Genomic DNA, 16,676 nt, shown 5'->3' with positions numbered 1-16,676 from the left:
TTTTGTACAAGCATTATAGCTATTCTTATTTACATATTAAAATGTATACCTAAGACTTGTAGATCTATAACTTTGTTTATTTAGAATATTTTTATTACTTTTTTCACATACTTTAATGAGCATCCTGTATGATTTGTAATTGGAAACTATATAATATAACAATAAGCTGGAAGGGTGTGTGGTTGATGTTTATTCCACATAGAGTTATTTTTGAAAAGGGTGCCTTAGAATATTCCTTGGGAAATGAGATATACAATAGATTTAAAAATGATGACAAGGTGCAGATAATAAAATTATCCTCAAATAGGGTCATGTCAGCTGTGCCAGGAAAAGATATATATGAAAAGTACAGGGAAGGTAAAAAAACTTTAGTTGTGGGTGTAAAAAAGAGCTTGAAATTTCAAAGTTGTAAGCCTTCGGCACATTATCAGCTGCCCTTAGTTAGTGGGTGCATTGGACAGTGTGAGTACTGCTATTTAAATACACAATTAGGGGAAAAACCTTTTGTGAGAGTTCACGTCAATGTTGATGACATCTTAAAACAGGCTCAAAAATATATAGATGAAAGAAATCCTGAAATAACTGTATTTGAAGGTGCTGCAACCTCCGATCCAGTTCCTGTGGAGCCTTATACAAATTCACTTAAAAAGAGTATAGAATACTTTGGAGATCAAAAGCTTGCAAGATTTAGATTCGTAACAAAGTACAATGATATAGATGGACTTTTAAACATAAATCATAATGGTCATACGGAAATAAGATTTAGTTTAAATACAGATAAGATAATGAAACAATACGAACATTATACAGCTTCAATGGAAAAAAGAATAGAATCTGCTTTTAAACTTGCTGAAGCAGGGTATTCCATAGGCTTTATAATAGCACCTGTATTCATATATGAAAATTGGAAGCAGGAATATGAAAAAGTTTTAGACATGTTGTATGATAGAATGCCTAAAAATTTAAAGAGTCCTATTGGATTTGAAGTAATATCTCATAGATATACAACTAAGGCTAAAAATATCATACTACAGGTATTTCCTAAAACAACACTACCAATGAAGGATAGTGAGAGAAAATTCAAGTATGGTCAATTTGGATATGGTAAATTTTTGTACATGGAAGAGCAAATGGAAGAAATTAAAACTTTTTTTGAAAGAGAACTTTCAAGTAGATTCTCAAAAGAAGATATAAAATACATTATATAAATAGGAGAATTTTAATCATGCAGGAATTAGAAAATGTAGTTAAAATAAAGGATGCAGAAGTTAGATATGATAAAAAAGTTGTATTAAGAAATATTAATATGGATATAAAAAGAGGAGAAATAGTTGGACTTTTAGGACCTTCTGGTTCAGGAAAAACCACTCTTGTAAAATCTATTATTGGAATGAAAGAATTATCTAAAGGATTTATTGAAGTACTTGGTGAAAAAATGCCGTCCCTTGGTGTAACTTCAAAAATAGGATATATGGCACAAAGTGATGCACTGTATGATGATTTGAGTGCAATTGACAATATATTGTTTTTTGGAGAACTCTATAATATTAAAAAAAGTATTATAAGAAAAAGAGCTGAGGGTGTTTTAAAACTTGTTAATTTGGAAGAGCAGTATAAGGATGCAGTTAAAAACTTTTCAGGTGGAATGAAGAGAAGACTATCACTAGCCATAGCGCTAGTGCACAGACCTAGATTGCTCATTTTAGATGAACCTACAGTTGGCATAGATCCTGTTCTTAGAAAAAAGTTCTGGGATGAATTTTATAAAATAAAACGAGATGAAGGAACTATAATTATAACTACACATGTAATGGATGAAGCATATAAGTGTGATAGACTTTTTTTAATCAGAAATGGAATTGTAATAGCAGAAGGAAGTCCAGATAAAATAATAAAAAGCTCTGGTGGAAAAACTATCGAAGATGCTTTTCTATACTTTAGTTCTTTAAAGGAAGAGGTGTAGTTATATGAATACTTTTTCTGTAGCAAAAAGAGTTACAAAACAAATTTTAGGAGATAGACGATCTCTTGCATTATTATTTGTAGCACCAATATTTGTTCTGTATTTGCTAAGTATAATGTTGAATTCAGGTATAGATAAGCCCAATTTAGAAGGAATAAATTTACCACAAACACTTATGGAATCACTTAAAAATGAGACAAATATAGTGGAAGTTCAAGATGAAAATAAGGCCCTTGACATGGTAAAAAATAATGTTATAGATGGACTAGTTAAATTTGAAGATGATAAAATTATAGTGACTGTTGAAGGAAGTGATATGGCAGCTTCAAATTCAGTGAAAAAATCAGTTTCAAAAGCTTTTAATGAATATATGCATACTAGTCTTGCATCAAATCCAATGCTGAAGCAGCTGGGTTTTAGAATGATTGATAGTGAGTATAAGTATATAAACGGTTCTGAGAATATGACAACTTTTGATACGGTTGCTCCGCTGATGATGGGATTTTTTATATTCTTTTTTGTATTTCTCATGGCAGGAGTGTCTTTTTTAAGGGAAAGAATTAGCGGTACATTGGATAGACTTATGGCAACCCCTATTAAGAGAATAGAAATTGTGTTAGGATATTTTTTAGGGTTTGGTATATTTGTTATGTTTCAGACTCTAGTGATTCAGCTGTTCATGGTATATGGGCTTGGCATTATCATAAAAGGAAGTCCAATTTTAGTTTTACTTGTAAATGTGATGCTAGCAGCAGGATCATTGACTCTTGGAACTTTACTTTCTGCATTTGCTAAAAATGAATTCCAATTATTTCAATTTATTCCCATAGTCATAGTACCTCAAATATTATTTTGTGGATTATTTCCCCTTAGAGAAACGCCAATATGGGTAAATGTACTTTCTAAAATATTTCCACTAACTTATGGTGCAGATGCCCTAAAGGGAATTGTGCTTAGAGGGTATGGACTTTCAAAAGTTTATATGGATATCTTAATACTTTTTGGTTATGCACTATTGTTTATAGTATTAAACTCATTGGCACTGAAAAAATACAGACGGTTATAAAGAAGAAATATCTCTACTTAAATTTATTATATTAGCATCAGGTACATAGTCTTCTATTATTTTTCTTGCAATATTAAACCAGCTTAAACAGCTGTCAAGGACTATGGAGTCACTTGTTACAATTCTGCCCATTTTGGAGAGAAGAGGGTCTGCATTTGGTATTAATTCTATCTCAACTGGAATATTCCATTCAATTGAATGTTCAAGTATAAAATTTTTAAGTCTGCCTGAGTTTGAAACTCCAGAATCAAGAAAAAATTTAACCTTTGGTATACCCAAAGTAGTAAATTCCTGACCAATTAAATTTAGGGCTAAGTGGGTTTTATCTACAATACTATAAGTTCCTCTAAGTCCTGCTATATCCCTTATAGTACTATCATTGCATAATATTAATATTCCTTTTGAAAGGGCAACTTCTAAGGTTATTATAAGGTTAAATCCGTCTATGTATATGCAGTCTTCAGATATACATGAAAAAGGCAGACATTTTGATTTCCTTTTTTTGCAGCTTGCTTTAGATGAGGTTGAACGCTGAAGAGCATTTCTCTGTCTTAGTGAAAATTGGTAATGGTTACCTACCATTTCTATAATTGAATGCATTTTGTAACCTCTATCAAGTAACCAGGATACTTCTGCCTGTGCTTTTTGAAGTTTCAAAACGGATTCTTTTGAAAACCATCTATTGTCCCTGGGGTCACTTCCTCTTCTAACTGTTCTTAAATTATAGTTCATTTCACAACCTCCCTTTTTAAATTAATCTTCATAAAATCTTCATAAAATTAATAGGTAATTCTTAAAAAATATCTTGTAAAATTAAATTAAAAGTTAAGAATTACAGATAATTTATTGATGTGTATAAACTAGAATTTAATTCAAAGTTTTACATGCATTCAGTACAGGAGGATCATAATGGAAGATATACATATGAGCAGATATTACAGAAATACGACACTTGTAGCAATGTTAATTGGCGTATTGTGGGTTATTTTAATAAATACCCAGCCATTTTCAGATTTTGCATATTACAATCAGATTGCAAATCAAGTGGCAAGTGGTGGTCAATGGGGAGATACTTATACCTCTGTCGGGTATTCTATTGTTCTTGGATTTATATATAAAATCTTTGGGAACAGCCTAGCTTCAGCAAAAGTTTTTAATTTAGTTTTGACATTTTTAAATTATGGAATGTTTTATATTATACTACAAAAAGTAAATTTAAACGAGAAAAGGCGTAAAATTATTTATGGGTTGTTTGTATTTTTTCCAAGCAATATTTTTTATAATAGTGTTTTGGCAACGGAAATATTATTTACTACTGTATTACTTTTTATAACACTAATATATTTTTATGATATTAAATACAAATATGTAATAATTGGCGTTTTAACAGCTGCTGATGCTATGGTAAAACCATTTTTTATGGTGTTCTTTTTTGCTATATTTATATTGGAACTATGTTTAAGGATAAAATTTAAAGATGTTTTGAAACACACAGCTGTGGTACTCATAGTTAGCTGTATCTCCATATCCCCATGGATATATAGAAATACTAAATTAATTGGTGAGTTTACATCTATATCAAACAATCCTGGAATAGTACTTTATATAAATAACAATTCTCAAAATAAATCCGGTGTTTGGATGGATGCTAAAAATGTTAAGAATTCTATTGTCAATACTAAAGAATATATAAATGCAAATGCTACAGAAAAAAATAAAATGCTATCTAAAGCAGCTAAAAAATGGATATTAGGTCATCCAATATCATTTATAAAGTTGGGTTTTATAAGGTTATTTAAGACTTATCTTGATGGAAGTGATATATTTTACAGTTTAAATGGAATAAACTTAAATTTGTTTTTTAAAATATTATTTGCAGTTTGTACTTATATAGTAAGGTATGTGATATTTATTCCTGCAATAATTTCAATACTTTTATATAGTATAAGGGTAATTAAAAATTTGATTAGAAAAAGAGAAATTGATTCATATGCTCTATATAATTTAATTTGCTTTTACATGTTTTCTTGTGTGTACTTTATAACAGAAGGACAGCCGCGTTATTCATTTCCATCTATATTTATAGCTGTTTATTTTTTCTCATATTTTGGAGAGAAAATAAGTATACCATTTGTTAAAAAAAGTAAAAGTTTAGGCAACTAAAGTGGTGTATAATAAAAATAGTTTATACAGCATTAAGAGGAGATATTTTTTATGGATAGTACTATACTAGTAGTTGATGATGATAAGGATATTTTAGATATAATAGAAATTTATCTGAAAAATGCTGAATTTAATGTTATCACTGCTGAAGATGGCTTGATAGCAATGGACAAGCTTGAAGAAAATAATATAGATTTAATAATACTCGATATAATGATGCCCAATCTCGATGGTATACATGCATGTCTTGAAATTAGAAAAAAAGAAAAAATACCTATAATAATGCTTTCAGCTAAAGATGATTCAAGCAGCAAGATATTAGGATTAAATGTTGGAGCAGATGATTATGTTACTAAGCCATTCAATCCACTAGAATTAGTTGCCAGAGTGAAATCACAAATTAGAAGGTATTCCGAATTCAATATGGGAAGACCACAAAGTAAAGAAGAAATTGTTATAAATGATATGGTAATAAATACAGCATCTAGAGAAGTATTTATTGGAGAAAAATTAATAGAACTTACACCAATTGAATTTTCAATCTTGGAAGTATTTGCAAGAAATAGGGGAAGGGTTTTAAGCACGGAAAGTATTTATGAAAGTGTTTGGCAAGAACCCTTTTACAATGCCAAAAATACAGTTGCAGTGCATATAAGAAATATAAGAGAAAAGATAGAAATAAATTCAAAGGACCCAAAATACATAAAAGTTGTTTGGGGAGTAGGCTATAAAATTGATAAATAAGATAAAGAAGCTTGCATTTAAGAGCATATCAAAGGAATTTTTGATTATAAATATACTTAGTTTTGTCATACTTATAATTGGCATAAGTTGTGCTCTTAATGTTATAATGCAGGATACAAATAACCCTCAAAATATTGTAAATGCATCAAATGACATTTATGTTCAGGTAAATAGGTATGTGCAATCTACAAATACTGAAGTTCAAAGTTATATAAATAATTTGGCTGATGAGAACAATGTAAATATAGCTATTACTGATATTAAAGGTCGCATAATTTTTAAATCAAGTGAAGTAGAAGGCAAGTATATTGATCTGAATAATATAAAAAATATTATACTTAATACGACTCCAAGGGATGGAGATGTGGTATATCAGGTGTATAATATAAATATAGCAGGTACTAAATACATACTTGTTACATGGAAAAGCACAGGTATGTATCATAATATTTTTAGATATACGTCAATGATATTAATTCCAATAATTATTTCACTTGGAATTGTATATTTGGTTTCATATAGAAAAACCAGGTATATAAAGTACATCTGTAATGGAATAGTGAAAATCTCCCATGAGGATTTAAATTATAAGTTGGAGAAAAAAGGTATGGATGAACTTGGAACTTTGGCAGATGAGATAAATAACATGTCACTTAATTTAAATAATATGATAAATCGTGAAAAGTCTGTCCAAAAGTTTAAAGATGAGCTTATAACCAATATATCACATGATTTGAGGACACCTCTTACATCATTAATGGGATATTTGTATTTGATAAATGATAAGAATGTTTCTATAAAAGATAAGGAAGTATACAGCAAAAAATCTATGGAGAGAGCGGAAAAGCTAAAAGTTTTAATAGAGAACTTATTTGAATACTCAAAACTGGAAAGCGGAGCAATAAATCTTGAAATACATAATGTAAATATAATTGAAATTATAGAACAAATCATAGGGGAACTTTCTATAATTGCCAGCAAGTCTCAAATAAATTTTGTAAAAAAGTACAGTATTATAAAGTTGAATTTAAATATTGATCCATATCTTATCAGCAGGGTATTTCAAAATATTTTATCGAATGCTATAAAGTACAGTGTAAAAAATAGTGAAGTTTATATAAATATTGTCCATAATGTAAATGACACTATAATTAGTTTCCAAAACTTATCAAGCAGAAAGTTGTTTTCTGAAGATATGAATAAAATATTTGATAGATTCTATATGGGGGATAAGTCTAGAAACTCTCATAAAAACAACTCTGGTTTAGGGCTTGCTATAGTTAAAAATATCGTGGATTTGCATGGTGGAGAAGTTTGGGCGGAAGGTAATGATAATATTTTTAAAATGTATATTAAGTTAAAAAATAATTCATCTAAACTTACTGTTAACAATGGTACCCATGGGATAAATGAGCAAAAAAAGACAGGATTTACATGAAAGGTTAATATATAATATAGGAAAAGGTTTAAGGAGGTAGGTATTCTAAAATGAATTACAATGCTTGTATTAGGAAGTCTATTGAGTATATAGAGCATAATTTAAACAATAAAATAGAACTTGAAGATATTGCTCACAAAGTCTTCCTGTCAAAATATCATTTTCATAGAATTTTTCATTCTGTTGTTGGAGAACCTGTAGCTGAATATATAAGAAGGAGAAGACTTAAAGAGGCTGCAAATGAGCTTTTAAATACAGATAATAAAATTGTAGATATAGCATTAAAGTATCAGTTTAGTTCTCAGGAATCTTTTACAAAGGCCTTCAAAAAGCTTTATGGAATGCCTCCAAGAGAATTCAGAAGAAATAGAACTGCAAGTAGTATTTCTATGGCAGCTTAATATTTATACGAGGTGATTTGAATAATGAGTTATGTACCAGTAGTAATTGATCATACAAATGCAGGAGAACGTTCTTATGATATATTTTCAAGACTTTTAAAAGACAGGATAGTAATGTTAAATGGCCAGGTAACAGATGAAACTGCAAGTTCAATTGTAGCACAGCTTTTATTTTTGGAATCAGATAATCCTGACAGTGATATCAATTTTTATATAAACAGTCCAGGAGGATCTATTACAGCTGGAATGGCAATATATGATACAATGCAGTATATAAGACCTGATGTATCCACAATATGTGTTGGTATGGCTGCCAGCATGGGCTCATTTTTGCTTGCAGCAGGGGCAAAAGGAAAGAGATTTGCTCTGCCAAACAGCGAAATTTTAATACATCAACCGTCTGTATACGGTGGAATGCAGGGGCAGGCCACAGACATAGAAATTCATACAAAATGGCTTTTAGGAATAAAGAAAAAGATGAATAGATTGTACAGTGAAATGACAGGTAAACCTATTGAAAAGATAGAAAAGGATGTTGAGAGAGATTATTTTATGTCAGCTAAAGAAGCTTTAGATTATGGATTAGTGGATAAAATCCTTTCAAAATAATTTTTTTGTAAGAAGTTCCTATATAATAAGATTTCATTTATTATGTAGGAACTTTTTTTATTTGGACATATATTTACATATTATATATGTCCAAACAAAATATACATTGACAGGTGAGGTATATTTATATATAATGTAGCTAAATTATTAAAGTATTATATTTCATGATTTGATATGTTGTAAGGAGTGAGTAGATGTCTATAACTTCAGATGTTATAAGGGGGCATACGGAAACCATAATTTTGGCGCACTTAGTTGAAAAGGACAGTTATGGTTATGAAATCAATAAATTTATAAAGGAAAAGACGGATAATAAATATGAACTTAAAGAAGCAACTCTTTATTCTGCTTTTAGGAGGCTGGAAAAAGCTGCTCTTATAACTTCTTATTGGGGAGATCAAAATACAGGAGCAAGACGAAGGTATTATTCTATAACAGAATTGGGAAAAGAGGTACTAAATCAAAATAGGCTAGATTGGAATGAATCAAAGGAATTAATAGATAAGTTAATTAATGGAGGTAATTAAAATGCATGAAAAATTGAGAAAGAGTGTAGAAGAATTATTTGAAAATGCACCTAAAACTCATAGAGCAACAGAGCTTAAGGAAGAGCTTTTAGCTAACCTTATAGATAAATATGATGATTTTGTGTCTTCTGGAAAAGATGAAGAAGAAGCCTTTAAAATAGCTATTTCAAGTATAGGTGATGTGGATGAACTATTAGAAGGGTTAAAAGATAAAAATATGTTTGATTATGATGAGGAGCAAAAATATCGAAGAAAAAATGCACTTGTATTGTCTGTGTCTGTAGGATTATATATCATGAGTGTAGTGATTTTAATGCTGCTAAATCAAGTTTTTATGGTAAATGATGTTGTATCCGTAAGTATTATGCTTACAATAGATGCTGTTGCAACATGTCTTATAGTCTACAATCATGCTTCAAAGCCTAAATACGTAAAAGGAGATGATACTATCGTGGAAGAATTCAAACAGTGGAAATCTTCAAATGACAGCCAAATGGAAATTATTAAATCAGTTAAATCTATAGCATGGCTAATTATAGTTGCCCTATATTTTATATTGAGTTTTGTTTTTCATGCTTGGGGATATTCCTGGGTTATATTTATAATAGGTGCTGCCGTAGAAAAAATTATAACTTTGAGCTTTAAGTTGAAGGAGTAGGAATATGAATAGAAATAGAAGCTTAATAAAAGTATTAATTGTAATGTGGGCTGTCATTGCAGCAGCAGGACTATCTTTCTTAATATATGGATTTTCTCACGGAGAGGGTTTCCCAATATTTGAATATGGAAATAGAATAACAGGTGCTAGGTATTTTGTACAGAAAAGTGAAAGCACATCCGTAAATAACTGTAGTAAGATAAGCTTGGGATTTTCAAGAGGAGATGTAATTGTACAGACAACAGATGAATCAAACTTAAAAGTTGTACAAAGTGCATCGGGAAAGTTAAAAGATGGAGAAAAGTTTGCAATAGAAAAACAGGGAAATAACATTGAAATTAGGAGAAGAGATGAAAATAAAGTTTTTCACAATAAATTTGTCAATATATTCGATGGATTCAATAGGAATGAGAAAATAGAATTGTATGTACCTAAAAGCTATGCTAAAGATTTAGATATAAGTACAACTTCAGGAGATATATTATTTAACTCTGATATGAAATTGAATGATGTAAACTGCATACAAAGTTCCGGAGACTTCAAGATGAACGGCAGTATTACTGGAAATAATATTGATATAAAAACAACTTCAGGGGATATAGGTATAGCTAGCCTAGATTCTAAATATTATAATATACAAACTGCATCAGGAGATATATCTGTAAAGTCTATTTCAGGCTCTGGAAATGCAAAAATTGTATCAGGTGATATAAAAATGAATTATAAGTCCATTGATGAGTACGCAAAAGTAAGTTCTACTTCTGGAGATGTGAAAATGGTACTTCCTCAAAATTTGAGTTTTAAATTTGAAGGAAAGTGTACTTCTGGAGATATAAAAGGAGATTTTCCGTTAACCTATGAGAATAATAGGAAAAGTAAGGCATCTGCACAAGTAGGAAACGGACCATATAAGACAATAAATGCAAGTACAGTATCGGGTGATATAGATGTTTCAAGCAAGTAATGAATATGAAAAGTAAAAATGAATCTGAAGTTTACTGTAAGCGTACATATTGCTTATTCCCATTTGTATGGTAAGGTATGAGGGGTTAATTAGTTTACAAAAATTGTTTTGCAAACTGATTAACCCCTCTAAGTGTATCATCAGTACAGGTAACTTTTTAGTATTAGAATGAGTATATGCTTTGAATAAGTTTGAAACATTTATCCGATGACTACCTGCTCTAATACTCCAACTTCTCCAAGTTGGAGTAAAGAGCAGCTACGTCCCTGGATAACGATTTTTCCTAAAGGATAACGCCTTCTAAGTGCTGAAGCACTAAGGAGCCTGTTAATAAGCATCAGGTGGAGTCCAAGACTCCATCTGATGCCAAGAACTCTGTTTATTTACTTAGTACATTAAAATAAATAGGAAGAGATTCATTTTCTGTATTTGATTTTTCAATTAATATAGGATTATTGATTGATTCATAAATTAATTTAATTGTCTTAGAAAGATCAGCGTCCTCTACTCCTAAAACAATATTGGATTCACAAGATGGCTGTATAATTATTTTTATTTTAATATTTCGGTTAGATAAATTTTCAAAAATTCTATGGATAATTTGCCTAAATTTATTTATATTTCTTATAATTATTCCAACTAAAGATATATTATGATTTATAGTTATGGAAACTGGATTAAGCTGAGTTTCTATTTTACTAATAAAAGAACTTTCACATTTACGTAATTGGGAATCTGGTACAATTAATGATGCAGAATCTGAATTAAAAGATAAATGTTCTACAGAAATATTATCAGCGGTTATAATGGAAAATAGGTTATTCAAACCACCATTTATTAAATTAAGCTTTTCTAATGTTACTATTGAAAAATTTTCTTTGCCGGATATTCCAGCAATAGTATTTTTATAATCTTCATCGGGTAAATTATCAGATATAAAAGTACCAATATCATCTGGATTATTAGTGTTTCTTATATTTATTGGAATTTTATTTTCCTCAGCTGGAATAATAGAATCTTCATTGAGAACATCTGCTCCCATATGAGAAAGATTTTTTATTTCTTTATATGTCATATTTCTTATATTTTTAGGGTCTTTTACAATACTTGGATTTGCCATTAACACACCGGATACATCAGTCCAGTTTTCATATATAGAAGCATTCATAACACTTGATATTATGGAGCCAGTTATGTCTGATCCTCCTCGTGGAAAAGTTTTAATCGATCCATCCTTATTGGAACCATAAAAACCGGGTATTACAGCTTTTTCTACATGGGAAAGTTTGTTCAAAATTAACATTTTAGTAGTTTCTTTGTCTAACTGACCATTTTGCTTAAATGAGATTATATCTGAAGGATCTATAAACGTAAAATTCATAAATTTTGAGAAAATTAAACCATTTAAATATTCTCCACGGCTTAAAATATAGTCCTTAGAGGCACCGTTAAAAAAATCATTTTTTATGCCATATAAGAATTTTTTTATATCTAAATCCAATTTCAAATTATTACATATAGAAACGTATTTCCCTTCGATTATATTGAAATAATTTTCAAATAGATTTTTATTGTCAACACAACAATAGCATTTATATAGAAGATCTGTGACTTTATAATCTTTTTCAAAAGTTTTTCCTGGAGCAGAAACTATGATATATCGTCTCCTTTTATCTTGCAAAACGATTTCCTTTACTTTTTTAAACTGTTTATCATTAGCTAGTGAGCTTCCTCCAAATTTAGCAACTATTAATTTATTCATTTTTAAGGTCTCCTATGAATTATAATTTATTAAATCAGATTTCTTAATTGTAACTTTATATCTATTATAGTTTAGAATTTTACACTTTTTATTGCTTTTAATGCTGGAAATATTGTTAAAAGTGCTTTTGTATAAAGTACTATAATATTTTATGCAATTTAAAGTAAGAAGGTATCTGTAATATGTTCAAAAGTGGTTTTATATTAGTAAAAATGATATAATCATATAAAAATTGAAGACAATATGTATTTAACTAAAAATGCAATAATTATTGGTTTTGAGAATTACTAAATATGAAATCAACTTTAAGGGGGTAAAGGTATGATTTCCATTGATATTATGTTATTTATTGATGATGATAATATTCTAAGATATGTTAAATTTGGAGATTTAACGAGAACAGATAAGAGGATATATATTTTAAAAAAATATATAGGAAATGAAATCACTAGTTTTTTAGATGTAGATTTGAAAATAGATAGTGGTTATATAAAATGGGGGGAGTTATTTCTTAGATATTTTAAAACCGAGAATTTTACAGGCAAAGGATACATTTTATACATAGCTCAGGCAGAAAGTGATGAAGACCTATATAGGGCGGCTTTTGACTGCTTATCAGAAGGAATGCAAATATATGATAAAAATGCACGTCTTGTATTTTGTAATAGATTTAATGAGAAAATTGAAAAGATGGATAGAAGAAATATAATTGGAAAGCATTTATTGGATATTTATAGTTTAGATGAAGATTACAGTACAATTTTAAATACAATGAAAAAGGGAGAAGCTATAGTAGATAGATGTGATAATTTTAAGAATAATAAAGGTGAAATAATTTCAACAATGAATTCAGGATATCCTTTATTTTTAGGAAGCAATTTAATTGGAGCTGTTGGGTTGGTACAAGATGTGTCAGTTTTTCAAAAGTACAAACAGAAAGCTGCAATTTTTAAGAATTTTATAGATAATAAAAAAAGTAATCGATATTTAAAGTCTCCAAAAAAGTACTATGCATTAAAATATTATAATTTTGATGATATAATTGGAAAAGATGAAAATTTTCTTGGCGCAATTAATTTAGCATGTAATGTTGCTGAAAGAGATTGTTCTGTACTTATATATGGGGAGACTGGTACTGGCAAGGAATTATTCGCACAGAGTATTCATTCTGCAAGTAAAAGAAAATATAAGGAATTCATTGCGGTAAATTGTGCTGCTATTCCTGAAAATTTGGTAGAGGGTATATTGTTTGGTACGGAAAAGGGAGCCTTTACTGGAAGTTATGATAAGAAGGGACTATTTGAACAGGCTGAGGGCGGTACATTATTTTTAGATGAAATTAATTCAATGAGTCTTCAAATGCAGTCCAAGCTTCTTAGGGTTTTACAGGAGAAAAGTTTCAGAAGGGTAGGAGGGAGCAAAGATATTGAAAGTAATGTAAGAATCATTTCATCTACTAATGAAGAACCATTTTCATTGATTAAAAAGAGAAAGATGAGAAGTGATTTATATTATAGAATAAGTACAATAACCATTAACATTCCTCCGCTTCGGGAGAGAAAAAAAGATATTGAACTACTGGCACAATTATTTATGAAAAAGTTATGTCGTAATTATTCAAAAAATATAAATGTAATGTCGGATGAAGTTATCAAAGTATTTGAAGAATATGATTGGCCGGGAAACGTAAGGGAGCTGCAGCATTGTATTGAATATATATTTAATACCATAACTGAAGATACTATATATATAAGTGATTTACCTCAATATATGAAAAAGAAAGCTAGCAGGGACTGCAAAAAAGGTTTGCAGCATAAAACACTGGAACAGATACTTAATGAATATGAGAGAGAAGTAATAAAAACTGCTCTTAGAAAAAATAAGAATAATGTGACAAATACAGCAAAATGCTTGGGAATGAAGAGACAAAGTCTGCAATATAGAATGAAAAAATATGGATTATAAGATGCATAATGATTTTGCACTTTTGCAAAATCATTATGCATCTTTTTTAAAGTTCTAGGATATGAAAATGCAATAAGCTAGAATAAAACTTGATATTTTCAGCATTTTTAATATATTCACGCAATGCTGAAGCTGGCATGACTTTTGCTATAAATTATTTATTAATTAGATACAAAATATAAAATAAGGCAGGTGTTGGATTATGTTATTATCGGGTTTTGACAATGTAGTTATCATTCTATGCTCAATTCTACTAATTTTTATTGGTTGGTATTTTTCAAGGGCAGTAAAAGATATGGAGAGTTTTTATTTAGGCAATAGAAGTCTTCCATGGTCTCTGACTGTTGGAGCATTGGTTGCAACTTGGTATGGTGGAGTTGGAACAATTGGAACAGTTGAATATTCGGCAATGTATGGATTATCTGTTTGGGTTATTTGGTGTGTTACCTCCCATTTAGGACGTATGCCATTGGCGCTTTGGGTAGGACCTAAAATACACGTTAGAACAGACATTACAGTTCCTGATTTACTGGAGAGTGCGTATGGTAAGGGAGTTGCAGTCCTTGGTGCCATATTAATGCTTACGTACTGCACTCAAATAGGTCAGTTAACGTCATTTGGGTTTATAGGGAAGGTTGCCTGGGGAATTAATAATTTTACAGCAGGCATAATATGTATTGCAATGGTTATTGTAATTGCAGTTTTAGGGGGACTTATGGGAGTTGCAGTTACTGATATGTTGATGTTTTGGTGTATGTGTTTTGGACTTACAATGGTGCTGCCTGGACAATGGGATAGTATTGGTGGATGGGCTGGACTTCAGCATGCATTATCTAAAACCCCAGCATTAATGGATCCATTAGGTGGGCTTACGCCTATGAAAGCTTTAATGCTCTGTGTGCTTTCATTTGGAGTTTATGCAGATCCAACATTTTACCAAAGATTTTCTGCATCAGATTCACCAAAATCAGGAAGGCGCGCACTTCTATCATGCTTTGTTTTGTGGGTTTGTTTTGATATTGTATTAACTCTTACAGGACTCATTGTTAAGGTAAGGTATCCAAATATGGTACCTGGAGAAGGCTATATAAAACTTGTATTAGGAAGTTTACCTCAAGGAGTAAGGGCATTATTCATAATTGGCCTTGCAGGTTCAATAATTTCTGCATTAGATGGATATTACCTTTCAGGTGGAGCCACTCTTGCAAATGATATATACGGCAGGATTAAAGGAAATGTTACACAGAAGAAACTGGTTTTACTTACAAGGATAGGTATAATAATAGAATCTGTAGCGGCATTGTCAATTGCATTTAAATTTACTACAGCACAAGATGCATTTATATTTGTCAGTAGTATTTGGATGGCAGCAGGATTTGTTCCAATAGTTGGTGGACTTGTTTGGAAGGGTAAGAAAACGGCATTAGGAGGTTATCTTGGAATACTTGTAGGGGGCTTTGCATTTGCATATTTTAAATTATTTCCTATTAAGGCCTTCAATGTGGAAGCACTTGTTGTTGCACTGCCATTGTCTTTAATAGCATGGATTTTAGGCAATAAGTTTGGTAAATTTATTCCTGAAAAAGTAGCTAAGGAGGTAGTATAATGTCAAAGAAAAATGATAAACTTGAAATTTCCTGGTTTGGAATTGATGGGTTTCTTGTATTGCTTTATTTTATAGTAGTAGGGGTAATTTATTATGCAATTTCAGCTCATAATGACTTTATAGTGGGAAGGTTAATTCCCTATGGGATTATGATTGCTGTAACTCTAATTTTTATAAATTACCTTGGAATAATATTTAAATTTTCTAGAAAGTCTAAAGGCAATAAGGAAAAATAAATTTTTATTAGGAGTAGATATTATGGATATAAAAGCATTCCCTATTAAAGTGGAAAAACAAGAAGCAGAGAAAAGGGCTCAAGCTATGGGAGGAGTTTTATGGAAAATTATATTTTTGAATAAAAAGCTTTCTGAGGTTAGGAAACATTTTGTTGAATTTAAACTTATGACCCTTGAAATTATCCATAAGCCAACAGTTCTTGAAAGAATGGTATCAAAAAAAGCCCATGAAAAAAAACAAACCATTACTTTGCTTGCCAATGGATCAACAGGATCTGTTTCATGGGTAGACAGTATGCCTGACATAATTGAATTAAAGGAAGTTGATAGTAATTCTATTCAACTATCTGATAAAGACGATGATTATCTTATATTAAAAGCAAGAAAGCTTGCATTAAAAGTTGTGCACAGGCATGTTGGAGGGATACCGGAATTTAAAGTTTTAAAAATAGAAAGTGTTTTTAGACCATATTGGATTGCTCTTTATGGTGATGTGGCAGAAGGCAATAAGGTTCGATATATGCCTATTGCAGCTGATGGATGTGGATCACATAGGAGCATGTAACTAAGATGA

At 30.3% G+C, this 16,676-nt stretch carries 17 protein-coding genes; 15 read left to right on the top strand and 2 right to left on the bottom strand.

Annotated features, from left to right (window positions below):
* The first annotated feature begins 185 nt into the window (after positions 1–185).
* From splB to WY13_RS02080, 3 genes are read left to right on the top strand one after another with little or no spacing between them, the layout of a single operon-like run.
* The gene (gene splB / locus WY13_RS02090) at positions 186–1,208 is read left to right on the top strand and encodes a spore photoproduct lyase (protein WP_063554063.1); all 1,023 of its coding nucleotides are present in this window, start codon (positions 186–188) and stop codon (positions 1,206–1,208) included.
* Between the two features lie 17 nt (positions 1,209–1,225).
* Positions 1,226–1,963, top strand: a complete 738-nt coding sequence (locus tag WY13_RS02085) for an ABC transporter ATP-binding protein (protein WP_063554062.1) — start codon at positions 1,226–1,228, stop codon at positions 1,961–1,963.
* Between the two features lie 4 nt (positions 1,964–1,967).
* Positions 1,968–3,029 carry an ABC transporter permease gene (locus WY13_RS02080; RefSeq protein WP_063554061.1) on the top strand — a complete coding sequence of 354 codons (1,062 nt, stop codon included), beginning with the start codon at positions 1,968–1,970 and terminating at the stop codon, positions 3,027–3,029.
* Here WY13_RS02080 and WY13_RS02075 read toward each other — a convergent pair.
* The gene (locus tag WY13_RS02075; RefSeq protein WP_063554060.1) at positions 3,024–3,761 is read right to left on the bottom strand and encodes a DUF434 domain-containing protein; all 738 of its coding nucleotides are present in this window, start codon (positions 3,759–3,761) and stop codon (positions 3,024–3,026) included. The genes WY13_RS02080 and WY13_RS02075 overlap by 6 nt on opposite strands.
* A 177-nt stretch (positions 3,762–3,938) precedes the next feature.
* On the opposite strand from WY13_RS02075, the gene WY13_RS02070 reads away from it, so the two are divergent.
* The 8 genes from WY13_RS02070 (at position 3,939) to WY13_RS02035 (ending at position 10,533) form a co-directional block, all read left to right on the top strand.
* On the top strand, positions 3,939–5,192 hold the full coding sequence (locus WY13_RS02070) for a hypothetical protein (protein ID WP_063554059.1): 1,254 nt from the start codon (positions 3,939–3,941) through the stop codon (positions 5,190–5,192).
* A gap of 51 nt (positions 5,193–5,243) precedes the next feature.
* Positions 5,244–5,936 (top strand): response regulator transcription factor, encoded by a 693-nt coding sequence (locus tag WY13_RS02065; protein WP_063554058.1) that lies wholly within the window; start codon positions 5,244–5,246, stop codon positions 5,934–5,936.
* Positions 5,926–7,374 carry a sensor histidine kinase gene (locus WY13_RS02060; RefSeq protein ID WP_063554057.1) on the top strand — a complete coding sequence of 483 codons (1,449 nt, stop codon included), beginning with the start codon at positions 5,926–5,928 and terminating at the stop codon, positions 7,372–7,374. Before WY13_RS02065 ends, WY13_RS02060 begins: the two co-directional genes overlap by 11 nt.
* A 50-nt stretch (positions 7,375–7,424) precedes the next feature.
* Positions 7,425–7,775: a helix-turn-helix transcriptional regulator gene (locus tag WY13_RS02055; protein ID WP_063554056.1), complete on the top strand. Its 351-nt coding sequence runs from the start codon at positions 7,425–7,427 to the stop codon at positions 7,773–7,775.
* A 24-nt stretch (positions 7,776–7,799) separates the two neighbouring features.
* Entirely contained in the window at positions 7,800–8,384 is a 585-nt protein-coding gene (clpP, locus tag WY13_RS02050) for an ATP-dependent Clp endopeptidase proteolytic subunit ClpP (RefSeq protein WP_063554055.1), read from the top strand.
* Positions 8,385–8,578: 194 nt separating this feature from the next.
* Entirely contained in the window at positions 8,579–8,911 is a 333-nt protein-coding gene (locus WY13_RS02045) for a PadR family transcriptional regulator (RefSeq protein ID WP_063554054.1), read from the top strand.
* A gap of 1 nt (position 8,912) precedes the next feature.
* On the top strand, positions 8,913–9,569 hold the full coding sequence (locus WY13_RS02040) for a permease prefix domain 1-containing protein (protein WP_063554053.1): 657 nt from the start codon (positions 8,913–8,915) through the stop codon (positions 9,567–9,569).
* A 4-nt stretch (positions 9,570–9,573) separates the two neighbouring features.
* Positions 9,574–10,533 (top strand): DUF4097 domain-containing protein, encoded by a 960-nt coding sequence (locus WY13_RS02035; RefSeq protein ID WP_063554052.1) that lies wholly within the window; start codon positions 9,574–9,576, stop codon positions 10,531–10,533.
* A gap of 379 nt (positions 10,534–10,912) precedes the next feature.
* Here WY13_RS02035 and WY13_RS02030 read toward each other — a convergent pair whose 3' ends face one another.
* The gene (locus WY13_RS02030) at positions 10,913–12,295 is read right to left on the bottom strand and encodes an aspartate kinase (RefSeq protein WP_063554051.1); all 1,383 of its coding nucleotides are present in this window, start codon (positions 12,293–12,295) and stop codon (positions 10,913–10,915) included.
* A gap of 321 nt (positions 12,296–12,616) precedes the next feature.
* Between WY13_RS02030 and WY13_RS02025 the strand changes: the two genes are divergently transcribed.
* From WY13_RS02025 to WY13_RS02010, 4 genes are all read left to right on the top strand, one after another.
* A complete protein-coding gene (locus tag WY13_RS02025; RefSeq protein WP_063554050.1) occupies positions 12,617–14,260 on the top strand; it encodes a sigma-54 interaction domain-containing protein in 1,644 nt (547 codons plus the stop codon).
* A 202-nt stretch (positions 14,261–14,462) separates the two neighbouring features.
* Positions 14,463–15,866, top strand: coding sequence for a sodium:solute symporter family protein (locus WY13_RS02020; RefSeq protein WP_063554049.1), 1,404 nt, complete (start codon positions 14,463–14,465; stop codon positions 15,864–15,866).
* Positions 15,866–16,102: a hypothetical protein gene (locus WY13_RS02015; RefSeq protein WP_013239915.1), complete on the top strand. Its 237-nt coding sequence runs from the start codon at positions 15,866–15,868 to the stop codon at positions 16,100–16,102. Before WY13_RS02020 ends, WY13_RS02015 begins: the two co-directional genes overlap by 1 nt.
* A 22-nt stretch (positions 16,103–16,124) precedes the next feature.
* Positions 16,125–16,667 (top strand): hypothetical protein, encoded by a 543-nt coding sequence (locus WY13_RS02010; protein ID WP_063554048.1) that lies wholly within the window; start codon positions 16,125–16,127, stop codon positions 16,665–16,667.
* The last annotated feature ends 9 nt before the right edge of the window (positions 16,668–16,676 follow it).

The organism is Clostridium ljungdahlii (assembly GCF_001636845.1).
GTDB lineage: Bacteria > Bacillota > Clostridia > Clostridiales > Clostridiaceae > Clostridium_B > Clostridium_B ljungdahlii_A.
Note: the sequence above shows the minus strand (reverse complement) of the source record. Positions and strands in the feature narration are given on the sequence as shown.